This is a genomic window from Bradyrhizobium sp. NC92 (assembly GCF_025200865.1).
In the GTDB taxonomy this organism is placed as follows: domain Bacteria; phylum Pseudomonadota; class Alphaproteobacteria; order Rhizobiales; family Xanthobacteraceae; genus Bradyrhizobium.
This window is the reverse complement of sequence record NZ_CP104171.1, coordinates 6768750-6791184: the sequence shown is the minus strand read 5'-3', so window position 1 is coordinate 6791184 and position 22435 is coordinate 6768750. Positions and strand designations below refer to the sequence as shown.

Annotated in this window: 24 protein-coding genes and 1 pseudogene; 17 read left to right on the top strand and 8 right to left on the bottom strand. The window is 58.7% G+C overall.

The annotated features are described in order from the left end of the window. The first annotated feature begins 277 nt into the window (after positions 1–277). Together bioD and N2602_RS31850 are read left to right on the top strand one after the other, a co-directional pair. On the top strand, positions 278–910 hold the full coding sequence (bioD, locus tag N2602_RS31855; protein ID WP_260380565.1) for a dethiobiotin synthase: 633 nt from the start codon (positions 278–280) through the stop codon (positions 908–910). Further along, on the top strand, positions 910–2172 hold the full coding sequence (locus N2602_RS31850) for an adenosylmethionine--8-amino-7-oxononanoate transaminase (protein WP_260380564.1): 1263 nt from the start codon (positions 910–912) through the stop codon (positions 2170–2172). Before bioD ends, N2602_RS31850 begins: the two co-directional genes overlap by 1 nt. A gap of 38 nt (positions 2173–2210) precedes the next feature. On the opposite strand, the gene N2602_RS31845 is transcribed toward N2602_RS31850, so the two are convergent. Continuing rightward, a protein-coding gene (locus N2602_RS31845) for an IS5 family transposase (RefSeq protein WP_260380563.1) occupies positions 2211–2974 on the bottom strand; the annotation gives its coding sequence in 2 pieces (ribosomal slippage) (positions 2211–2660 and positions 2663–2974; 762 coding nt in all). Positions 2975–3743: 769 nt separating this feature from the next. Here N2602_RS31845 and N2602_RS31840 point away from each other — a divergent pair. The 3 genes from N2602_RS31840 to panB all read left to right on the top strand — a co-directional run bounded on the left by N2602_RS31840 (position 3744) and on the right by panB (position 5724). Beyond that, entirely contained in the window at positions 3744–4202 is a 459-nt protein-coding gene (locus N2602_RS31840) for a methyl-accepting chemotaxis protein (protein ID WP_260380562.1), read from the top strand. Between the two features lie 24 nt (positions 4203–4226). Continuing rightward, positions 4227–4532: a hypothetical protein gene (locus tag N2602_RS31835; protein WP_260380561.1), complete on the top strand. Its 306-nt coding sequence runs from the start codon at positions 4227–4229 to the stop codon at positions 4530–4532. Between the two features lie 319 nt (positions 4533–4851). Beyond that, positions 4852–5724: a 3-methyl-2-oxobutanoate hydroxymethyltransferase gene (gene panB / locus N2602_RS31830; RefSeq protein WP_260380560.1), complete on the top strand. Its 873-nt coding sequence runs from the start codon at positions 4852–4854 to the stop codon at positions 5722–5724. A gap of 908 nt (positions 5725–6632) precedes the next feature. Here the strand turns inward: panB and N2602_RS31825 are convergent. Next, on the bottom strand, positions 6633–7085 hold the full coding sequence (locus N2602_RS31825) for a helix-turn-helix domain-containing protein (RefSeq protein ID WP_260380559.1): 453 nt from the start codon (positions 7083–7085) through the stop codon (positions 6633–6635). After that, the gene (locus tag N2602_RS31820; RefSeq protein WP_260380558.1) at positions 7082–7240 is read right to left on the bottom strand and encodes a hypothetical protein; all 159 of its coding nucleotides are present in this window, start codon (positions 7238–7240) and stop codon (positions 7082–7084) included. Before N2602_RS31820 ends, N2602_RS31825 begins: the two co-directional genes overlap by 4 nt. Before the next feature lie 717 nt (positions 7241–7957). Between N2602_RS31820 and N2602_RS31815 the strand changes: the two genes are divergently transcribed. From N2602_RS31815 to N2602_RS31765, 11 genes and pseudogenes are all read left to right on the top strand, one after another. Continuing rightward, positions 7958–8851, top strand: coding sequence for an ABC transporter substrate-binding protein (locus N2602_RS31815; RefSeq protein ID WP_260380557.1), 894 nt, complete (start codon positions 7958–7960; stop codon positions 8849–8851). 129 nt (positions 8852–8980) lie between these two features. After that, positions 8981–10180: an IS256 family transposase gene (locus N2602_RS31810; RefSeq protein WP_260380556.1), complete on the top strand. Its 1200-nt coding sequence runs from the start codon at positions 8981–8983 to the stop codon at positions 10178–10180. A 107-nt stretch (positions 10181–10287) separates the two neighbouring features. Continuing rightward, on the top strand, positions 10288–10776 hold the full coding sequence (locus N2602_RS31805; protein ID WP_260380555.1) for an extracellular solute-binding protein: 489 nt from the start codon (positions 10288–10290) through the stop codon (positions 10774–10776). 174 nt (positions 10777–10950) lie between these two features. Then, positions 10951–11787, top strand: coding sequence for a carbohydrate ABC transporter permease (locus tag N2602_RS31800; RefSeq protein ID WP_260380554.1), 837 nt, complete (start codon positions 10951–10953; stop codon positions 11785–11787). Between the two features lie 9 nt (positions 11788–11796). Beyond that, positions 11797–12408 (top strand): carbohydrate ABC transporter permease, encoded by a 612-nt coding sequence (locus tag N2602_RS31795; RefSeq protein WP_260380553.1) that lies wholly within the window; start codon positions 11797–11799, stop codon positions 12406–12408. Further along, on the top strand, positions 12354–12656 hold the full coding sequence (locus N2602_RS31790; protein ID WP_260380552.1) for an ABC transporter permease subunit: 303 nt from the start codon (positions 12354–12356) through the stop codon (positions 12654–12656). The genes N2602_RS31795 and N2602_RS31790 overlap by 55 nt, the downstream gene beginning before the upstream one ends. Continuing rightward, positions 12653–13594 (top strand): ribokinase, encoded by a 942-nt coding sequence (locus tag N2602_RS31785; protein WP_260380551.1) that lies wholly within the window; start codon positions 12653–12655, stop codon positions 13592–13594. Before N2602_RS31790 ends, N2602_RS31785 begins: the two co-directional genes overlap by 4 nt. After that, complete coding sequence (locus N2602_RS31780; RefSeq protein ID WP_260380550.1) at positions 13591–14361, top strand: SDR family NAD(P)-dependent oxidoreductase; 771 nt, start codon at positions 13591–13593, stop codon at positions 14359–14361. The genes N2602_RS31785 and N2602_RS31780 overlap by 4 nt, the downstream gene beginning before the upstream one ends. Next, positions 14354–15181 (top strand): HAD-IIA family hydrolase, encoded by an 828-nt coding sequence (locus N2602_RS31775; RefSeq protein ID WP_260380549.1) that lies wholly within the window; start codon positions 14354–14356, stop codon positions 15179–15181. The genes N2602_RS31780 and N2602_RS31775 overlap by 8 nt, the downstream gene beginning before the upstream one ends. Continuing rightward, a pseudogene (locus tag N2602_RS31770) lies at positions 15181–16294 on the top strand (ABC transporter ATP-binding protein). Before N2602_RS31775 ends, N2602_RS31770 begins: the two are co-directional and overlap by 1 nt. A gap of 130 nt (positions 16295–16424) precedes the next feature. Beyond that, complete coding sequence (locus N2602_RS31765; RefSeq protein WP_260380548.1) at positions 16425–18104, top strand: phosphoenolpyruvate hydrolase family protein; 1680 nt, start codon at positions 16425–16427, stop codon at positions 18102–18104. A gap of 236 nt (positions 18105–18340) precedes the next feature. Here N2602_RS31765 and N2602_RS31760 read toward each other — a convergent pair whose 3' ends face one another. The 3 genes from N2602_RS31760 to lptD form a co-directional block, all read right to left on the bottom strand. Then, complete coding sequence (locus tag N2602_RS31760; RefSeq protein WP_260383748.1) at positions 18341–18538, bottom strand: transposase; 198 nt, start codon at positions 18536–18538, stop codon at positions 18341–18343. Positions 18539–18790: 252 nt separating this feature from the next. Further along, complete coding sequence (locus N2602_RS31755; RefSeq protein WP_260380547.1) at positions 18791–19096, bottom strand: transposase; 306 nt, start codon at positions 19094–19096, stop codon at positions 18791–18793. A gap of 274 nt (positions 19097–19370) precedes the next feature. Beyond that, positions 19371–19997, bottom strand: a complete 627-nt coding sequence (gene lptD / locus N2602_RS31750) for an LPS assembly protein LptD (RefSeq protein ID WP_260380546.1) — start codon at positions 19995–19997, stop codon at positions 19371–19373. Positions 19998–20000: 3 nt separating this feature from the next. Between lptD and N2602_RS31745 the strand changes: the two genes are divergently transcribed. Beyond that, positions 20001–20612: a VirK family protein gene (locus N2602_RS31745; protein ID WP_260380545.1), complete on the top strand. Its 612-nt coding sequence runs from the start codon at positions 20001–20003 to the stop codon at positions 20610–20612. A gap of 278 nt (positions 20613–20890) precedes the next feature. On the opposite strand, the gene tnpB (N2602_RS39020) is transcribed toward N2602_RS31745, so the two are convergent. Continuing rightward, positions 20891–21355, bottom strand: a complete 465-nt coding sequence (gene tnpB, locus N2602_RS39020; protein ID WP_409241852.1) for an IS66 family insertion sequence element accessory protein TnpB — start codon at positions 21353–21355, stop codon at positions 20891–20893. After that, positions 21261–21761 carry an IS66 family insertion sequence element accessory protein TnpB gene (gene tnpB / locus N2602_RS39015; RefSeq protein ID WP_409241931.1) on the bottom strand — a complete coding sequence of 167 codons (501 nt, stop codon included), beginning with the start codon at positions 21759–21761 and terminating at the stop codon, positions 21261–21263. Before tnpB (N2602_RS39015) ends, tnpB (N2602_RS39020) begins: the two co-directional genes overlap by 95 nt. Positions 21762–22435 lie beyond the last annotated feature (674 nt).

Below are 22435 nucleotides of genomic sequence, written 5' to 3'. Positions count from 1 at the left end.
CTCGTCGCGCGGCTTGGCAATGTCGAGCCTTCATCGTTGCAAGCCTCATATCAGCTCTCCAGGTTTGCTCGTGCAAACGCACAGATCTGAGGCTTGATGGCATGAAAACCTTTGTATTGGCCTCATCGAGTGCCGAAATTCGGCAACAAGCGGCTCAATTTTGGGCACGTTAGGCTTACGGTCCAGGCAATAAAGAACGCGAAACATGAAATCTTCAGGCGAGGGCATAGCGTTCAATGCTCGATGCGCGCGCTGAGAAGACGAGGGGAGTAGCTTGATGAGTCAGCGGATCGTGGTGACCGGTACGGATACTGGTGTCGGGAAAACCGTGTTTTGCGCGGGGCTCGCCGATCTCCTGGGCGCCAGCTATTGGAAGCCGATTCAGGCCGGCCTCGAAGGGGAGACCGATACCGAGATCGTCGCACGACTGGGCGGCCTGTCGGCAGATCGCATCGTGCCGGAGCGTTACCGCCTCGCAACGCCTGCTTCGCCCCATCATTCTGCGGAAGTTGACGGAGTTCGCATCGACCCGGACTCGCTCAATGTGCCGGAGACCGCGGATCGGCCGCTCGTGATCGAGGGCGCCGGCGGGCCGATGGTGCCGCTCAGGGGTGATACGCTCTACATCGATGTCTTTGAGCGATGGCGGCTTCCAGTCGTTCTTTGCGCGCGTACAGCGCTTGGCACTATCAACCACTCGCTGCTGGCAATAGAGGCGCTGCGAAAGCGGGAGATTCGCATTCTTGGGATTGCCTTTATCGGCGAAAGAAATGCTGAAGCTCAGACTGCAATTCGCGAGATTGGGCGGGTACGTTGGTTGGGGCGTTTGCCTTGGCTTTCTTCCCTTACCTCCGACACGCTGCAGCCGGCGTTCAAGGCTTCATTCCGCCCTGACGATTTCAATCTGTAATGCCCAAGTCGATGTCGCCAATCTGGCATCCGTTCACCCAACATGCGCTTCAACATGAGATGACAAAGGTGGTGCGTGCTGATGGTGCCTACCTCTACACCGCAGATGGCTGCCGTATCGTAGATGCAATTTCATCCTGGTGGGTGGTGACACACGGTCATTGCCATCCGCACATTGTGCGCGCCATTCAAGATCAGGCAAGCAAGCTCAACCAAGTGGTCTTTGCCGGCCATACCCACGATCCCGCTGAGGAGGTTGCTGCGCTCCTCTTGAAGCTTGCGCCCCAAGGTCTTGACTACGTCTTTTTCTCTGACAGCGGGTCGACCAGTGTCGAGGTGGCCTTAAAGATGGCCCTCGGCTATTGGCACAATATCGGCGAACAGAGAATCCGCATTATCGTAATGCAGCATTCCTACCACGGCGATACGGTTGGGGCGATGTCGGTTGGTGCCCGAGGCGTGTTCAATGCGTCATATGGACCCCTGCTATTCGACGTTAGATCAATCCCGTTCCCAGCGAAAGATCGTGAGCAGGCGACCCTCGATGCGCTAGAATCCGCTTGTCGAAACGAAATTCCGGCCGCCTTTATCGTGGAGCCGCTGATATCGGGGGCAGGCGGAATGCTGATGTACCCAGCCTGGGTGCTGAGGGAGATGAAGCGGATCTGCGAAGCCTCGGACGTCCTATTCATTGCGGACGAAGTCATGACGGGCTGGGGCCGGACTGGAACATTATTCGCCTGCGAGCAGGCCAATGTCACGCCCGACATCGTCTGCTATTCCAAGGGAATTACCGGAGGGGCGCTTCCACTCGCAGTGACACTCTGCCGCGCCGATATTTTCGATGCTCATTATTCGAAGGATCGCACGCGCACGTTCTTCCATTCGAGTTCATATACTGCGAACCCGGTGGCCTGCGCCGCCGCGAAGGCCAATCTGGACCTCTGGCAAGAGCCTGAAGTTCGTCAGCGCGTGGCGTCGGTCGCCATCATGCAAGAGCAGGCAATTGAGCCATTCCGCGCAGACGCCCGCTTTAGAAACATCCGACGCCTGGGCACGATTGCCGCACTCGATCTGATAACGAGCGATGCGGGTTATCTCGCCGAGATCGCTCCGAAGCTCCAAGCTTTCTTTAGAGAGCGAAATCTGCTGCTGCGGCCGCTCGGCAATACGATTTACGTGATGCCGCCCTATTGCGTCACCGCGGCGGATCTTGATGAAATTTACGCTGGCATCAGGGAAGCCGCCGATGTGCTGGCCTGAAGCTCTTCAACCGTGAGCCGGGGCCCGAAGCCCTGATTCTAGGGTGTGGACTCAATTGATCGAAGCCAAATTCGCACGGAAGCGAGTTGAACGAAAGCGAAGAACGTCGCGCCGAGCTTGTCGTAACGGGTGGCGATGCGCCGAAACTGCTTTAGCTTATTGAAGAAGCGCTCAACGTGGTTGCGCTCGCGATAGATGGCCTTCTTCCACCGGAACCTCTTCTTCCGGTTGGATTTGTTCGGAATGTTGGGGATCGCGCCTTGATCACGGATGTGGGCACGAACACGATCGGCATCGTAGCCTTTGTCGGCGATGACAATGGCGCGCGCATCGAGTCCGTCGAGCAGGGCTTCGGCGCACGTCACGTCGTGGGCCTCGCCGGGGGTGATCATGAGGCGGACCGGGCGGCCTTTCGCGGCGACGCGCGCGTGGATTTTGGTGGTGAGGCCGCCTCGGCTTCGGCCCACACAACGATCTCCACTCTTTTTTTCACCCCGGAGGCATGCTGATGGACGCGCACGATCGAACTGTCGATCATCTGTACCTTGCCGTCGTGTGCCTTGACGACCGCATCCATCAGCCGGTCCCAGATGCCGGTTTTGCGCCAGCGGTTGAAGCGATTGTAAGCGGTCGTATAAGGCCCGTATCGCTCCGGCAGATCGCGCCACGGCGCTCCTGCGCGCAGCACCCAAAAGATACCGTTGAGAACGCGCCGGTTGTTGCCCGGCTTGCGACCTCGACGGTCCTTCGGGAGAAGGGGTTCGATAACACTCCACTCGAAATCCGTCAGGTCGTATCGCATGATCCCAGCCCCGATGTTCGGTAGCTTGAATCATGGTCCGCTCTGATCCGCTAGTCGAATTTGAGTACACAACCTAGTTGACCAGACAAACAGTCGCGACGGCACTATGCAAATCTACTTTAGTGCACATGATCAAAGCGGGTGCTGCAGTTACCACGCACCGCCTTTGGACATTCATTGCGTCGCGGATTTGCCGTGAAAAGGGCATCCCAATCCTCATGATGCTTGCGCAGCATCGCCACTCCCAAGATCGCAAAAGTGGCCAGCGCGTCGGCCCCCCCGCGACCATGCCTGGCTGCAACGTGGACGCAAGGCGGTGGCCGGGCGCGGTGTGCCAGCTACTCGCCTAAAGTGTCATGTTCACCTGGTGGGATGAATCCTGCGCGGTTCGACCGACATTCGCCGAACTTGTGCGTCGTTTATCCTGTCTAGCAAGTTTACGGCAAGAAACGGTGATACCCTTGGGCTTCTGGTTCGCCAAGTTGGTCATTGGACGGAACTAACATGCAAGAGCTTGCAGCGCAGGACGGAAAAGGGGCACTGGCACCGCTTAGGACGGCGCTGCCAGGCGCATCGCGGATCCCGTTCCTAATATCGTGCTGTTAGCCCGTGGTGCTCCCACGTGTTGTGCTCCAGCGCACTACCAAGCCGCATCTCCGCTCAATTGGGCGGCGGCCTAGTTCAATTCTTGCAGCTAATCATCACTAGGTGGCAAGCGAGAGCTCAGTTCTTCAGCGCGCTGGTCAAATCGCACCGACCATGTTCGCGCATGCACTGGAATGTGATGCAAGCCTCAACGATTGCGAATCGCTTTACCAGTAAAGCCAGTCTACTGGCGCTCACTGCAAGCGTCGAAGCTGCTCACGCGGGCAATGATGGTCGCCAATTTGACCTGGTTGCGCGCGAAGTGAAGCTGCCGGCAAAGCGGACTGCGAAGACGAGCTCCGAAATTGCAGGCAGCGGCCGAACAGTCGCTCAGCTCTACCGTCAGAATCAGCAATTGATATTGATAGGATCTTACAGATTCTATCGCTGGGTGCTGTTGCGCGGGGCCGCGGCAATCAAGCCTTGCTCAAGATGCGCATCATGCACCAGACATTCGGCGCTCGGGCAGCTGGCACTCGAACTCATCCTCGCCGCGCTCACGGCTGCGGATGCGCATCACCCAACCAGCATCGTTCAAAAGTCGAGGTCGAGAATGTTAGCCGGTCAGGTCGTGCTCATTTGAAGGTGTGCTCGTCGGGGATCTAGAATGCCTAACTATGTTGCGTCGTACGATTTGAAGGAGACCAGTCCTGATCCGCACTCCGTATTTTTGAAGCGGGCCATAGCGTACGGCTGGAGTTGTTGGATTCTTGCCTCCAACAATGTGTGGTATCGGCTGCCGAACACGACCCTGGTTGGCGCATTTAATAACTTGGCCGTTGCTGAAATGAAACTCGAATCAGCCCGGGTGGCAACACAGAACGAGTTGGGTCGCGCGGTCACTATGAGCAAGTGGATCATCGTGGACTACGGATCCGTTCGGTTCAATTCTGATGAGCGGCAGAATGCCTAAAATGGCCGCCGATGGGCTTTTGGCGACGGCCCAAAGCTCACCAAAAGACCCGCTGATACCGTCAGCGATCGTATCGGGCCGCGTCAACGTTGCCATTTGGGAGCTTAAGGTTGAGCTCGCTCAAATCGCTCCGTTGGTATTTGCGAGGATCGGTTGCAAGGATTGATCGGTGTTGGAAGCTGCGACGTGCTCCAACCCGTGTGTACCCACTGCGTCACGAAGATGCGCAAGTTTCTTTGTTGTCAGCATTGACAGTTTCCTGTCGCCTTCTTTAGGAAGCGATGGACGAGGGTAGCGGGCCAGCCGATCGGGATCTGAGATGAGTCAAAATTCGGAGACGCCCATTGAACGCATTACGACTCCAACCTTGCTCCGGTGGAAAAGAGAGGGCCGACGTTCCGTAATGACCACCGCTTACGACGCCGTCACGGCACGCATTGCCGACCGCGTCGCAGACATCATCCTAGTTGGCGACAGCGTCGGCAATGTCTGTCTCGGATTCGAAAACACGCTATCGGTCAGCGTGGCGATGATGAACCATCATCTTGAGGCGGTTGCGCGCACAAGGCCTCGTGCCTTGCTCGTGGCCGATATGCCCTATCTTAGCTTTCATGTCAGTCGAGAGGAGGCGATACGCAACGCTGGTGGCTTCCTGCAGCGTGGAGCAGATGCCGTCAAATTGGAGGGCGGGGCCAAGCGTGCAGAAATGGTGCGCGCCTTGGTCGATTGCGAGATTCCTGTGATGGGCCATCTCGGCCTAACCCCTCAAAGTGTCAATGTCATGGGTGGTTTCAAGGTTCAGGGGCGGACAGCCGATGACGCTTTGCGCCTACTCGACGACGCCCAGCGTCTGCAGGAGGCCGGATGCTTTGCTCTGGTCTTGGAAGGAATTCCGGCCGAACTCGCTGCCAGAGCGACCGAATTCCTGACGATTCCGACAATTGGAATCGGAGCAGGTCCTGATTGTTCAGGCCAGGTACTCGTTCTCCACGATGTGCTGGGCCTAACTGAAGGCCGCCGCCCCAAATTCGTTCGCGCCTATGCGAATGGCTTCCACGTGTTAAAGGAGGCGCTGTCTCGCTGGGCCGCGGATGTTCGCAACGGTGCCTTCCCGGCATCCGAAGAGTCATATCGGCTTCCCGAGGATCTGGGCGATACAATCGCAAATTGGACGCCTTCCAACCCGACCTAATATAACGGGATCGCCAAGGTCAAAGACCGTAACCATCCGTTCGCCTGGCCGATCGCAAGCTCGCCCATTCTGCCCTGTCTCATCGAATGCATAGGAGGTGCGCCCAGAGCGGCATTTGATCTGCTCCGCACGCTTCTCTGAAGAGCAGAAGGTGCCGCGGTCTCGCCAAATTGCCGTAAGATCTACATCTCACCCGGCTCACAGCCCGGATGACAGCAACTGCAGGCGGAAAGGACATCGTTCGCTTTAAGCGAGGCGGCACTCACCACACAAGGCAACGCAGCCATACGCCCTCCTGCCGGCCCAATGTGTTGATTTGCGTCCAGAATGCGGGCCAAGTCGCGGAATTTCACAGTTAACGGGCTGTTCATTGCATGAATTAAGATTGAAGTATCGCTAGGGTCAGCAGTCACGGCGAGCCACCGATTGAACGTGCGGTTTTCGCCAAGGAGGACGCATCGGATTCGGACGCTTGCGGCAACTGTCCGTCGCGAGACGGGCACGTCGAACCGCAGTCCGGTGATGCGGTGGAGGAAATGCAGGGGGAGGGGGCATCTAGGTAACGCCGACGGGAGGCGAGAATGAACGACAGACCCTATAGTTCCCAGCACTGCTCAGTGCAGTGCTGCGCAATGTGCGGTCGGGGATTTGGCCTCATCCGCTATTATCACTGGCGAACGGCCCTATGCTCCAAGAAATGCGTGGTTCGTTTCAAAGAGCGGCAGGAGGCCGACCATAACTGGCTCCGTGCGATTGCGAACGGCTAAAGGCGAGATCAGGCCGCTGTATCCACTCGGCCAAGCAGCCTCTCTCGCAATCCAGGAGATCGGGAAACTCATCAGCTGGATTTCGAACATCTCCACTCAAGCTGCCGATCAATGTCGCTGTTTGGAGCGATTGACGCGAAGCTACTGCAGCGTCGTCACCCAGATCACGCGCGCCGCCTGCTGTGTCGGGTTGTCGAACATGTGCGACACGATGCTTGGAAAGCGAAAGCTGTCGCCGGCCTCCAGCAGATGGGCTTGATTGTCGAGCCACAGCCGCAGGCTGCCCGAGAGAATATAGCCGGCCTTCTCGCCGGTGTGTTGCAGGAAGTCGGTGCCGGAGGAGGCGCCGGGGTTGAGCGTGAGCTGGTAGAGCTCGAGCTGGCCCTTGCCGTCGGGCGTGAGCGCTTCCTTGACCACGCCGCTGGCGGTGAGCCGCAGCAGCCGCCGGTTATTCTTGCGCACGATGTAGCGCTGCCCATCAGCGGGATCGCTGCTCTCGAAAAAATAGGAGATGGGCACATCGAGCACGATGCTGAGCAGGCGTAGCGTGCGGATCGACGGCATGACGCGTGCGCGTTCGAGTTGGCTGATCATGCCGGTGGACAGGCCAGTCTTGTTGGCGACGTCCTGGATCGAGAGGCCGGCGCGCTGAGTAGCCGCACAGTCTCGCCGAGGCGCTGGTCGACCGCATCGTCGGCTTCGATCGCCGGGGTGTCCTTCGAATCCTTCGTATCGCCGCGACCATTCATGTCGCTCTCCCATGCGTCATCTCAGCCACAGCGGTGCGGGCTTCGGTCGGAGTGAAAAGGTTGCGCATCCTACCATGTGACTGCCAGCTTTATTTCGTCATGACGAAATTTGGGCTGGAGAAATCTAGAAGGAAAGCCAACCTCCGTCGTGCTGCCGGTTCTTAGAGGGCCGGGAGGCGGCGCCGCGCGTGGATTGCTGCCGATCCATTCTATGTCACTGACAAGCTGCAGCCGGTCAGATCAACCACAAGGACGCTTGCAGAAATAATACCTCTTCGACAGTGATCGCCAGCACGGTCACATCTTTCGATAAGGCACGGATATGGCCCAAAATGTCCCGTTCGATTCGTTCATCAAGCGCGGGGCTGCTTCATGGGAAGGACCGGCGGATTGCCATAGCGGTCGAGTGGGAGCCATCATAGATGCGTCAGTCGACCAGTGTTATGCTTGCGCGGCAAGCTGATCAGCGGCCTGCCGTTTTGCAGGCGCTGGCTCCCATGCTTCCGAGTTCAGTATACCCGCCGGCCAGCGGAGCTTTCTGACGGCCCGCAGTTCCTCTCCTGAATCATCGTTCTTCGACGTTACCCAATCTTACCCAACCCTGGTTCGAAAAGCCGGTTACGACGTAAGAATGAGGGCTAGCCTTCCTGCCACTGCGGCCTTTCGGAAGAGGAGGGGCGCGTGGTTTACGGGCCAAAGAGCCCATCGGAGGGAATCATGTCAAGGAAGCTCGCCGCTGGTCGCGGCCATTCGGCCAATTTTGCCGGAAAAGCGCTCATATGCTCCACGCTTTTGGCCGGGTTGGCCATAACGTTTGCTCAAGCCAAGGCCGACGACGTCAACTGGCGGCAGTTCGAAGGTGCGTCGATCGTCTGGGCCTACGACATCCATCCGTATGCCGACGCCGTCGCGGCCCAATTGCCTGAGTTCGAGAAGCTCACGGGCATCAAGGTAACGCCGGAGCTTTATCCAGACGACGCCTATTGGAATAAGCTGACGATCCAACTCAGCACAAAGTCACCAAGCTGGGACGTCGTGGGCACCGGGATTCAACCCGCTTGGGATCTCGCGCCGGGCAAGTTGCTTGAGCCGCTCGATGGTTATCTGAACGATCCCAAACTCACCACCGCCAGCTATGATTACAAGGACTTCTTCCCTGCCCTGCGGGATGCGCTGACCTGGAGAGTTAAGGAGGGACAAATCGAGCCCGGAAGCGGGCAAGTGTGGGCGATCCCGCATGGCTTTGAGAACATCCAACTGTTCTATCGTAAGGACATCCTTGACAAGTTCGGCCTCAAGGTTCCGACAACCCCGCCGGAGATGTCCGCGACATGCGAGAAGCTGAAGGCTTCGGACCGCGCGATTACACCTTTGGGTGTTCGCGGCGTGCGCTTTTGGAGCAGCATCCACACCGCCGCGATCTCAATTGCCAAATCCTATGGAGTGCACGATTTCCTCGTCAAGAATGGCAAGCTCGAGACAGGTCTGGACTCACCAGAGTCGATCGCGTTCCACAATGACTATGTGGACATGATCAGGAAATGTGCGGCACCGTCTTTTGCCAACGACAACTGGTATCAAGGGTCGTGTCCCAAGGAGTGGTGTAGCTGATTAGCAAAGCCGCTCGCGACGCGCGCTCCCACATAGCGCCGTAGCGAGCGAGCGGCTTTGCGGGTGGTCACCGATGATTCGTCGGTAAGGTTTGGATTGCGACAGCCAACCTGATTCGAGGAACCACCGATGACCGACGACATGATGAACCTGCGCGCGCTCGTAGAGAAGACCCCCGACGCCGATCTGTTGCGCGAGATGATCGGCTTTGCCGCCCACCGGCTGATGGAGCTGGAGGTCGAAGGCCTGACCGGGGCCGGGTATGGCGAGAAGAGCCAGGAGCGGCAGGTCCAGCGCAACGGCTACCGCGATCGGAGCTGGGAGACGCGGGCCGGCACGGTCGAGCTGCGCATTCCCAAGCTGCGCAAAGGCTCCTACTTCCCGGGCTTCCTGGAGCCGCGGCGGATGGCCGAGAAGGCGCTCACCGCCGTGGTTCAGGAAGCCTACGTGCAGGGCGTCTCGACCCGCTCGGTCGACGATCTGGTGCAGGCGATGGGCATGAGCGGCATCTCCAAGAGCCAGGTCTCGCGGCTGTGCGGCGAGATCGACGACAAGGTGAAGGCGTTCCTCAATCGCCCGATCGAGGGCGATTGGCCCTATCTGTGGATCGACGCCACCTACGTGAAGGTGCGCCAGAACGGGCGCATCGTCTCGGTCGCGGTGATCATCGCGGTCGGGGTCAACAGCGACGGCCGGCGCGAGGTGCTCGGCATGGACATCGGTCCGTCCGAAGCCGAGACGTTCTGGACCGCGTTCCTGCGCAAGCTGGCGCGGCGCGGCCTGCGCGGTGTCAAGCTCGTCGTCTCCGATGCCCATGAGGGGATCAAGACCACAGTCAGCAAGGTGCTCAGCGCCTCCTGGCAACGCTGCCGCGTCCACTTCATGCGCAACGCGCTGGCGCATGCCGGCAAGAGCGGCCGGCGCGTGGTCTCCGCCTTCATCGCCACCGCCTTCGCCCAGGACGACGCGGAGGCGGCGCGGTCGCAGTGGCGGCGCATCGCCGACCAGCTACGCCCCAAACTGCCGAAGCTCGCCGGCTTCCTCGACGAGGCCGAGACCGACGTGCTCGCCTATATGAGCTTCCCGGCCGCGCACCGCGCCAAGCTGCACTCGACCAATCCGCTCGAACGGGTCAATGGTGAGATCAAGCGACGGACCGAAGTGGTCGGCATCTTCCCGAATGAGGACGCCATCACCCGCCTAATCGGCGCCATTCTGCTCGAACAGAACGACGAGTGGGCGGTTCAGCGCGGTCGCTACATGACACTGGAAACGATCGCCCCGTTGGGCGATGATCCCGCCGTCAGCTTCCCGGCAATCGCCAGCTGATCGATCCGGCCCATGCCGGCGAACGCGGTGATCCGCACTCAGCTACACCACGCCGCGGGACACGATCGTATCAAGTGGTCGATGGCATCAACTCAGGACGAATAGCGATGGCAATCGATTCCAACATGTTCGGTTTTTGGAACGACGTAGCCGGCAAGCCGGCCTCGGGGAAGATCGCCTTCGCCCCGCCCTTGCGTGCTCCGAACAGCAATAATTTTGAATCCAACATCTGGATCTGGTCGCTCGCGTTGAACGCCGCTTCGCAGAAGAAAGGTGCAGCCTGGCTGTTCATCCAATGGGCAACGTCAAAGCAGGTCGAGCTGACCGGCGCCATTTCCAGCAAGCTTGTCAACTCTCCGCGCGCCTCCACCTGGACTGACAAGGCCTGGCTCGAATACGCGGCTAAGCCTGAATTCAACAACTTCGTGGACACGTTCAAAGCTGTGCAGGAGAGGGCTGCATTAGCCTTTACGCCCCGGGTCGGCTTTGCTGAAGCAATGAATGCTTGGGCGGTTGCCATGCAGAAGATGGTCAACGGAGCCGATGTGAAGGCGACCCTCGCCGACCTCGCATCAGAGATCCGTTCTTCAATGTAAAGCACAAGCAGGGGCGGCAGTGCCAATGCCGCCTCTCGCCCTCTAGAGAAAATGCGATGGACCTCCGCGGATCCGACGGGATTGCCAGACTGCAGCCTTCGACCAGTCAACTCGCCTCGGCAAAACATCAGATGGCGACTGGCCTTGAGGAGCCGCGTCTCGACTGGTGGAGCATTGCTGCGATCGCTCCAGCTATCACCATACTGCTCGGGTTTCTTTTCTTGTTCTTCTATGGTGTCTTTCACTGATCTCAAACTTGGGCGGCCGCTGGTCCGCTTCATTGGCCTCGACAACTATGTAACTCTGGTCAATACGCCAGATTTTTGGAATAGCGTCCGCGCCACCATTGTTTACGCCGGATCGGCAGTGGTTGTGCAAGCCGCGTTTGGTCTTGCACTTGCTAAGCTCTTCGCCACGGACGTCTTTCTTGCGCGTCTGATGCGCCCCATCATTCTCCTGCCGCTCGTCCTGCCTCCGATGAGCGTCGCGCTGATGTGGACGACGATGATGGACCCACAGGGCGGGATCATGAACTATTTGCTGTCGCTGGCCGGCATCACTCGTTTTGCTTGGATCTCAGACCCTGCGACCGCAATGTTCTCGCTCGTCTTGATCGATGTCTGGACTTACACGCCGTTCTTCGCGCTGATCATTTTTGCCGGACTGCAGGGTATAAATGATGAAGTGAGGGAGGCGGCGCGCGTCAATGGAGCGAAGGGATGGGCAACCTTTCTGCACATCGAGCTGCCGCTCGTCGCTCCCTACATCCTGATCGCCTCAGTGTTTCGGTTGATCGAATCCCTTAATCAATTCGACATCATCTTCGGCACAACGCAAGGAGGACCCGGCAACAGTACCGCCGTGCTCTCAGTGCGCGCCTACATCACTGCATTCCAGAATCTCGCCTTCGGGCGTGGGGCTGCCATTATGGTGGCCAATTGGATGGTCGTGCTGGTCGGGACATTCGCCGCTGTCAAGCTGTGGCGCTTCGTTCGGCAGCGCGTCAGCTGAGAGGAACACATGCGCTTCAAACGTTCAGCCGCCGCCAATCTGGTCCTAAACGTCCTCGTCGGTATATGCGCATTGATCCTGGCATTTCCTCTTGTCTGGATCGTGATGATGTCGCTCAAGCAGCAGGCGGAGGTCATGGCTTGGCCACCAAGCTTCGTGTTCTCGCCGACATTGGACAACTTCCGTGTCTTGTTTGATGTGGCGCAGGCGGGTGCGACAAGCTACGGCACCATAAAAGTCGACTTCCTTACCCCAATCACGAACAGTGTCGTAATAGCGCTCGGCTCCGTTGCCGTCTCCTTAGCGGTGGGGGTTCCTGCGGGATACGTTCTGGCGAGGCGGGATCTACCCTGCAAGGAAGACATCGCCTTCTTCATTCTTGGATTCCGCTTTGCGCCGGTGCTGCTGGTCGTCATCCCACTCTTCAGCGTGCTCCAGACGATCGGACTGTATGACACCTATCTCGGCATGATCTGGGTCTACCAGGTCATCACGCTGCCGATGATTGTTTGGCTGAGCCGCTCCTACATAGAAGACATCCAAAGGATATCGAGGAGGCGGCGGCGATGGATGGCGCCAAACCCTTTCGGGTCATGTTGCACATCGTGCTGCCGCTCGTAAAGCCCGGCTTGATCGGTGCCTCGTTGCTCATCTTTCTGCTTGCCTGGCACAACTTCCCTCTCGGTCTTATGCTCAGCTCGACCAAGGCGCCGGTGACTGTGGCCCTTCTTAAACTGCTCAACCCAGGCGTACAATTCTACCCTGTCATGGCCGCGGGCCTGGTCGTGACAATGGTCATTCCCGTCATTCTGATCGTTATCGGCCAGCGTCATCTCGAACGTGGCCTTACCTTCGGTGCGGTAAAATGAGTGTCAGGCCATTAATGTTCTTTGGAACGACAAATCTCGATCTCTGCTTCGCTGTCGATCGACTGCCAACCCCAGGTGAAAGCCTGATGGGCACGTTGACCCGCAACCCTGGAGGAAAAGGTGCCAATCAGGCCGTTGCCGCCGCCCGGCTCGGGCTCAAGCCTCACTTCTACACGCGGCTTGGCGCCGATGAGGCCGGTCACACCCTGTTGCGGTCGCTGTGTGAAGCCGGCGTTTGCGCGGATGCGATTGATATCTGTGCCGGCGAGATTTCGGGGTCGGCCATGGTTATGGTCGGTGACGACGGCTCCAACATGATTGTGATCGACCCTGCCGCAAATCTGAACGTGACGCCAGATATGATCGAGAGCGCGGCGCAGTGCATAGAGCCCGATACCATCGTCGTTGCGGAAATGGGTATGCCGATCGGAGCGCTCAATCGGCTCTTCGAGATGAAGCCCGAGAAGGGTTTTGAGCTCATCTTCAATCCGGCGCCGGTGCGGCCGGGGCTTTCGTCGGCGGCTTGGCGAAATGTCGATTTCGTGACGCCGAATCAGACGGAAGCTTTCGAGCTGACGGGAATCGAGGTGTACGATTTCGACAGTGCCGCGCACGCTGCCATGAGGCTTGTTGATCTCGGACCAAGTGCCACGCTGATCACCCTTGGTGCACAGGGAGTATACTATGCCGATACGGAAACCTCATTTTCGCTGCGGGCCTTCCCTGTCAAGGTGATCGATACGACCGCCGCGGGAGATGCCTTCAATGGAGCGTTCGCCGTATCATTGGCCCAGCGGCTGCCTCTAAGGCAAGCAGTGAGAAGGGCGCTAGCCGTAGCCTCGCTTTGTGTGACGCGGCGCGGCGCCCAAAGCTCCATGCCTAACGCGGAGGCAGTTGACGAGTTTCTGAAATCCCAAACGATCTTGGAGTTGGAATGACTGAACAGTTCTCAGTATCAGATAGAACGGTGCTCGTGACGGGAGCCGGAGGCGGCATCGGGTCTGCCATTGTGAATGCATTTCGGGCAGGAGGGGCGAACGTCCTTGCCACCGACAGCAACCTGGCAAACCTCAGGAACACGTTGGCAAGCTTGCCCTATGGCAACGGCGTCGTGCCCATGGCAATGGATGTGGCGCGCGAGGAAGATGTCACCAGGGTTCTCGATGAGATTGGCAAGAACTTCGGCCGGCTCGACGTGCTGGTCAACAATGCCGGCATCAAATCTGCCCAGCCGCTCTTGAACGGCAGCACCGCAAAGATTGAGCGCACGATCCAGATCAACTCGATAGCCGTTTTGCGATGCTCGAAACTGGCGATCGAGCGTTTCATGCAAGCCAAGGGGGGGCGGATCGTCAACGTCGGCTCCTCGCTGTCCGCACAGGGGGCAGTCTTCAACTACCAGGCTGGCGGCGCCGACTATTGCTTGTCTAAGGCAATCGTTCACGACGTGACCAAGCTGCTTGCCTATGAATGCGCGCCCCTCAACATCAATGTGAACGCAATCGCGCCCGGAATCATCGATACGCCGATGCATGGACGCCCGCGTGAGGAGACTGAAGCTCGCCATAGCGGCCGGATCCCCTTGGGACGGGTCGGGGTGCCGGAGGATATCGCGGGTCTTGCGGTCTTTCTCGCAAGCCCTGCAGCTTCCTACATGACCGGGCAGATCGTTCACGTGAATGGCGGGATGCTGATGAATGGCTGACGCGGACCCTCACATCAAATGGCCGCAAATCGAAGGGATCATTTCGGATCTGGATGGCGTGGTCTATCGCGGGAGTGCTGCGATCGTCGATGCTGTCCAGGTATTTAAGCAATGGCAGGCGTCGGCGTTGCCGTTCTGCTTCGTGACAAACAATTCAACGCACACGCCAGAGGACATCGTCCGCAAACTCGCGGCGGTAGGCCTTGCCATAGCGCCAACTGACGTTGTTACGAGCGCTATTACTGCCGCCGAACTCCTCCGCACGAAATATCCTGATTTTGGGCGTGTATTTGTGATCGGCGCCCCATCCCTGGTGAAGGCTGTCGTCGACGTGGGGTTCGAAGTGACCGATCAGAAGCCTGATGCCGTGGTCATGGGGCTAGACCGCCAGATCACGCATGAAAAGATGCGCATTGCAGTCGAAGCGATCCTGAACGGAGCGGTGTTCGTCGGTACCAACCCTGATCTCCTGTTGCCGACCGCGGGCGGTTTCGAGCCGGGTGCAGGCGCAGCGATCACGGCCGTGGCTGCTGCCTCGAAAGTCGAGCCCCTGATCGTTGGTAAGCCGGAGCCGCACATGATCGAGACGGCACTTGCGCGTCTAGGCACCGATCGCAATGCCACATTGATGATTGGCGACCAGATCTCGACGGACATTCAGGCCGGCAAGCGTGCGGGGCTACCGACCGCGCTGGTGACCACCGGCGTGCCACCTGGAGACGATCCATCACTGATGCCACCCGAATTCGTCGTGTCCAGTCTGGCTGAGATCGAGGTGGCGCCCGCGTTGCTTGGCAGCTCGCGACGGAGGAGAGGGTGATGGCTAATCTTCGCCTGGAAGGCGTGAATAAATCCTACGGGACGATCCAGATCCTGCGGAATATCGACCTGACCATCGATCATGGCGAATTCGTCGTCTTCGTCGGGCCATCGGGCTCGGGCAAGTCGACGCTGTTACGAATGATCGGAGGGTTGGAGCGCATCAGCGGCGGTCGGCTCTTGATCGATAACGAAGTCGTGAACGATGTTGACGCGGCCGATCGTAACCTCGGCATGGTTTTTCAGAGCTACGCTCTCTATCCGCACATGACGGTGCGAGAAAATCTCGCCTTTCCCCTGCGCATGGCCAGGGCCGCGAGGGCCGAGATTAATCTCCAGGGTCGCTGAGACGGCCTCGCTGTTGCAGATCAATCATCTGTTGGATCGTAAACCTCGACAACTCTCAGGGGGACAGCGCCAGTGCGTGGCGATCGGACGCGCGATTGTGCGCGAGCCTAAGGTGTTCCTTTTCGATGAGCCCCTGTCAAACCTTGATACGGAATTGCGAGTGCAGATGCGGGTCCAGATTGCCAAGCTGCACAAGCAGCTTGGCAATACCATGATCTATGTGACGCACGACCAGGTCGAGGCCATGACGATGGCCGACAAGATCGTCGTGCTGAAGGACGGCAATATCGAGCAAGTGGGAAGCCCGCATGATCTCTACCACAATCCGTCATCCCGGTTTGTGGCGGGATTCATTGGCTCACCCAAGATGAACTTTCTGAACGGCCACATTGAGGCGGCACACGAGGCTGGCCTGGACATCAAATTGGAAGCGGGGACAACGGTCTGCGTGCCCGTTCAGCCGGATCAACTGCTCGTCGGCGAGTCGATCACGCTCGGAATTCGGCCCGATGATTTCTCCCCCTCCTCGGCGGAGAGGAAGGAGATCGTGATTGAAGTCGACGTCGATTTTGTCGAGCATCTCGGCAGCATCACATACATCTACGGCAACGCCAGAAACGAATCAGTGGTTGCAAAGGCGCCGAAGGCCGGATCGCCCGAGGGGGTCGGCAAGGTTCGTCTTGCAGCCTCGCCCGCCGACTGCCACCTCTTTATGACCAATGGAAAGTCGCTGCGAAGGTTGCACGCGCCCGCAAATTGGAGCTAATTTTCGGACCTGCCGTGCAGGAGGCGGGACCGGTATGCACACGCGGACGGACCAGGTAAGGGGCGACGGCATCAGGCAGTTCTTCCGGAACTCCCGTTCCTTTGTGCTGGGAGCGGGAATCGGATCGGGCATGACCGCGAGAGCGGCCGAACGCGCGGGCGCAGATTTCGTGCTCGCACTTAATGCCGGTCGGTTTCGAGCGATGGGCGGATCGTCACCGGCCTCAATTCTTCCGATCCGAAACTGCAACGAATTCGTGGCCGGCTTCGGCCGGACCGAGATCCTGACCAGCACGAAATTGCCGGTGTTTGTTGGGATTTGTACTTTCGATCCGCAACTCGACATCGACCGGTGGCTCGAGCGCATCATTAGCTGGGGCTTTTCCGGGGTCACCAACTTCCCATCCGTTATCCACATCGATGACTACAGGAGGTCACTGCTTGAGAAGTGCGGCCTTGGCTACGAGCGGGAAATCGAGCTCCTGGTGAAGGCGGCAAAACGCGGACTAATGACGATCGCCTATACCCGCACCAGATCCGAGGCAAAGCGCATGGTCGAAGCGGGCACTGAGGGCATCTGTATCAACTTCAATCTTAACCGGAGCATCGAAGACGGATCTGACCCATCGATGAGTCTTGCGGAGCTCGCCGCGCGCACCAGCGCAGTTGCGCGCGTCGCACAATCTTTCAACAAAAACGTGGTCTGCCTGCTTGGGGGCGGGCCGGTAACCAAACCCGACGAACTCTTGGGAATCTGCCGCGACACGGGTGTCCAGGGTTTTATCGGCGGCTCTTCGCTCGACCGCGTCCCACTAGAAATGTCGGTCCTGGAAGTGACGTCGGGGTTCAAAGCTATTCACTTGTTGCGCGAGAAGGTAGACCTCTTGGAGCGCCAGCTTCAGTTGAGTGGATTTAGACACGGTGTGATCGCGCAGTCCTCAGTCATGAAGCGTACCCTGGAGTCCGCAAGACGTCTGGGCGCCAGCTCCCATCCTGTGCTGGTTTGGGGCGAGGCGGGATCAGGGAAGCGCCGGATAGCGAGCCTTGTTCATGCTTTCAGCGACCGGAAGCACGTGAAGGCGGCGCTATTTCACTGTCGTCCGGGTCCCGCAATCGCTACCGTGGGTGCGCTGTTCGGCGCCGAGCGCGATGAGAACACGAAGCGCCAACTGTCGCTCCTGGAAACGTCGAGTAATACTGCCGTCTTGCTGCTGCATGTCGATCAGCTTTCGCGGGACGCGCAGGAGCGTCTCGCCGATTATCTCGAGACTGGCACTTTCACACTTCTAAACGGCCTATCGGTTTTGCGATCAACTGCTCGGATCATTGCAACCGCGACCGTTGCCCGCGGAGCAGGTCTTCAAAGCGTCATCTGTCCCCGGCTTCTCGCCTTGTTTGCTGGGCTAGACATCGAGATGCCCGCTTTGCCGGACCGCCTGGAGGATCTTCCGCAGCTCATTCAGCATTTCACGGCGGAGGCGAAAGGAGATTCAAACGCGCAAATGCTCGGAATGGAAAATTCTGCATTCCTGGCGCTCGCCGGCCATCATTGGCCTGGCAACCTGAGGGAATTGCGCCAGATCGTCAATCAGCTCGTGACACTGTCAGACACCCACATCACGTCTGAGGTCCTAAGGCCGTTGTTGAACACGTCGCCACCCACCAAGCCGACAGCTCCATTCTCAGAACGCGAGTGGATCATCGAGGGCTTGAAACGAAACAGGCTTCACCGCGGAAAGACCGCCCGCTCTCTGGGGCTTTCAAGAAAAACCCTCTACAACAAGATCAAGAAGCTGCGGATATTGGAGTAGGCTGCCGCGGTGCCGGAAGCACAGCGATGACGCCAGCATCTACAACTGGAGAGCCAAATTTGGCACGAAGACCGCTTTTTGCACAGGGCTTACGGCATGTTGATCCACTGTTTCGTCATCACTGTTCCCGAGCCTTGCAATCGAGCCAGAAGCATCAGCTGAAAGCAGGATCCCTGCGTTCGTAGAGTGCTCCCGGCTTGTTCAAGACCACTCACGCGTGCGAGCCATCTTGGCGGCTAGAGCAACGAGGGCCTTGTTCGGATGCATCCGAGCTTGGCGCGCGTCGAGCCAGCTTGCAAGGCGATCGCGGTTCGGTCCAGATGCCGGAAGCAGGATCGCGCGCCATGCACGAGAAGCTTTCTCAAATAGCGATTGCGGCGTTTGCTGATGCCAAGCAACGTCTGTTTCCCGTCGGTTGAGTATTGTCTGGGCACCAACCGCAGCCAGGCAGCCGGGCGCGGGCCTTGCGAAACTGCAGCCCATCACCGACCGCGGCAAGCACAGCAGTCGCACCTCATGCGCCGATGCCACCAATTGTCATCAGCCGGCGTGCGATGCTCTCTCGGTTAGGGACTGCTTCGATCTCCCGTGACTTGGCGGATCCGTTCTTCGAGGCGGCACAGATCGTCATAGAGATCGCCGACCAGACGCCGCACGCATTGGTGATAAGTCGTTCCCTTCGTCCTTCAAAGCGTGCGGCAACTCGATTCTGGATATTCCCAGCACCCTGACGCAGAGATACGCCGTACTCGCGGCAGAAAGCCCGCATCTGATTGATCAGGCGTCCTCGAGCCCATCATCTGATCACGGATTCGGTGCAGCGCTTGGAGATCGACCTGATCGGCTTCCTTAACGGCGACGAAACGCATTGTCGGCCGCGTCGCGGCCTCTGCGATCGCCTCGGCGTCGATGATATCGTTCTTGGTTGATTTCACGTAAGGGTTGACGAATTTCGCGGGGATCAAGCGCACCTTATGACCAAGTGCCTGCATCTTCCGGGCGAGCCCTGTGTACCAGCGCAGGATTCCATGCCGACTACGCTTGGCTCTGCGCGAGTAAAGAACTGAAAAGCGTTTCTCCTCGAAAGCGAACCTTCTGAACAGGTGTGCCGTCGCAGCTCAGGCCCAACGACGTAGAATAGGTTTCTTACCGATGTCGATTCCATAGATAGCCCAGAGCGAGGCAAACTGCGATGGGCCATGATGCTCTCCTCTATTAGTCTGACCTCCCGTATGATGAGGGAGGAGGACGGGGCGAACCTTCCCTTTAATGGTGAGGCCCGCCGGCAAGCCGGAAAGCTGTCGCGCATCTCGTGGACGCCCACGGGATAAGCGAACGGCGGGCGTACGGCGGCATCAGGCGGAACGCCTGGGTGTCGCCGACGGAAGGGTAGTTCGACACGCCCAGCTGGTTGGAGCTCGAGGAATTGATCGCGTCGGCCCGAAGACTTGCGAGCGGCGTCCAGATCTGGCCGATTGGATCAGTAAAGGACTTGCGCCACTGCGCTTCGGCAATGAGGCGTCGATGAAGCCCCGCAGCAGGCATTGCGATGGCGTCCGCGCGGATCGGGCTGATGCCGTCGTGGCACAGGCTGTTGGTATTGGCGAGCGTCGTGATCGGATCGAACACCGCCGCGTCACGCGACAGCTTCACGAAATTGGTCTTAAAGCTGAATCCGCCGCCGAACGCCGGATAGTTGAGCACGTCCGAATAATCGATCACGGGATAGACGACCGGCACCTGCTTACGCTCATGTGAACCGTCACTCGTGGGTCGCAAACCAAGCCAAGTTCCCACTTGCGACGAGGTGTGTGTCAGCTTGCCGTCAGCTAGGTCCACTATCGAGGACCATAGACGGACAACGCCGCGCAAAGTCGCAGACAGAACGGTCATCGCATGTGCATTCAAAGCAGTGTTTCGCCCATCGAAAAATGGTGCGTGGACGAGGTGGAAACGGAACAGTCACGAGCCAGCGCGCAAAAGAACGGCAAGTGGTTTACAGCGCGGCATCGAGAGAGTCGCCTGGTGCCTAACTTTGTGGCTGAGCGATCAGAGGTAGAACTTTACAGGACGTTTAGAAACACGCGCCTGTCGATCGCTGTGTCCTTGATTGCGGCCGTAAGCGTGAGCACGCTCGTCAAGGCAGATGAGCCCTCGCCGAAATACATCGAGGTGCTGAACGCCCTCCAGGCGGGAAAGAACGTGAGAGTTGTGATGGATCTGAGTCGCTGTACAGTCGCCGATGGTGGAAAGCCAGGGCCGGCGACGCAGGGTGGGTTGGCCATCAGTGCTTTCCGGGTGACCCCCCAGAATGGCATCAGCTTCGCCAATACACATCAAACCCTCGATAGTTCGGGGCGCGCGGTGACGGAATACATTCGGCACAACCTCAGCCGCGAGGGCAAACTCACCGTGCGCGCATCTAAACTTGTGGTCGGCACAGTCGATGTCGTGAATCAAGGCGAGTTTGTCTGCGAGCTTCCCGAGGGCGCGAAGTTCATGTGGTAACCAGTTGGTCTCGCCGGTTGAAGAAAGTTGGGTAATCATTGCGCCACTGAATTATGGCGTGAGGAGCCTCGGCATGAAACCTGTACGCGGAGCTTGGCCGGATGTCGCCCTGCGAGCAGGTCGACCACCTTTACTAAGCCCGTGAGGTGTTTAGTTAAGCGTCGTTTCCTTAAACTTCTCGCAGCACATGGGGATACGCGAGTTTCGGGATCTCTTCGAAGGGATCTATACTTGACCCATGCTTAAGTCTGACGTGACAGCGCGTTGGCCGGAAGTGATCACGAAGCTGGAGCGCCGTCGTTGGCTCTCGAAGAAAGACAAGTGCCGGACCGTAGGGGGCGCTGTACCAAGGCGCACGGCGTTCCCGAGAATCCCCGGCGACACGCCGAGAGGAGACGTTCATCGTTGCTGCGCTGACGGTGCCATGCGCAACTCGGCACAGAGTCATTTTGCCGCACTGATCCAGCGATCTGTGGGCGCCGCGCTTCCTCCGGGCGGACCAACCGCCAATCCAGGCCCTCAAACAGCGCGGTGAACATTGCCGGCGATATCCGCACCACTCCGTCCGCAAGCTTTGGCCACACGAACTTGCAAGCCTCGAGGCGTTTCTGCACCCGCACCAGGTCCGTTCGATCCCACACCAGAATCTTAATCCGGTCCGCCCGTTTCGACCGGGAACACGAAGGCCGTACCGCTGAACGGATCGAGACCAAGCATCTCCTGCACCTTCGCAGCAAGCCCATCGTGCCCACAGCGGAAGTCGACGGGTCGCGTCGCGATATAAATCTTCAGTTCGGAGCCGGGGACAATGTCGTCGCCCGCACCGCGCGGATCAATCGAGATAGCTGCTCCCCATCTATCGCCGCATCCGTTTTCGCCGCATCCGTTCGCACGACGACGTCGCCAATCGCAATCTCGAGCTTGACTGCCGGAACGTGACGCTCCTCTAACGGCCCGTCCACGACCAGTGTTGCGAACGGCGGCTGCGGAGCCTCGCGCGACGATAATTCGCCGCGCTGTCGGAAGCGTCGTCGCCAACGGTAAATTTGCCAGCGCGTCGCTCCGTGCTTGCGCGCTGCCTCCGCGTCTGAGCTCCGGGCAGCAGACTTTCGCCGAGGATCCGAGCCCACTCGACCACTGAACGCACACGACGCCCGGACGGCCCCTCAAGCACTTCAAGCCGGCTGACTGCTTCAGATCCAACTGATGAGCTGTCCAAACGCGCGTCTTTTTTTGCCGTACAATCCCATCTCAAACCTCCGTTCAAGCCGGAGGCTTCTTCGCACATCTTATCCAACCCCGGAGCGAGGGTATTGGCTGACTCAATTACCACAATCTTTGCCTCGATCGCGGCTCCCAGTTCGATATCAGTCAGCCGTGATAGTCCGCGCCAGCTAACGGTATTTCCTGGAGGCGGATCGCTTGCTCGGGCCAAATATCCTCCGAGCGGCGCGATCTTGACGACATAGTGCGAGAGCGTGCTTCGTCGACGGCGATCCACCCCAGTCTTTCACCAAATGATCAAGAAGCACTAAGTTGGGGAATCTCAGCGCCGTCTGCGGTAGGGCATTCGGCGAGGAGTGATTGAGCATCGTTATCCAGAAGACGCGATCCGGATGAAGCACTTCTCCAAATTCGTTTCCGCAAGCTTCGAATTGTGCCGGCCGGTCGGCAAGCAGAAGAAATATCCCGCACTCACTCTGACCGTGATCCATGCTCAAGAGCGGACAACGCCGAAGCGGCGAAAAACGATTGAGTCGAAGCTCCAAGGCGGCGTCATACAATTGCCGACGAAATGGACGAGGTTACGGTCAAAGGCCTAC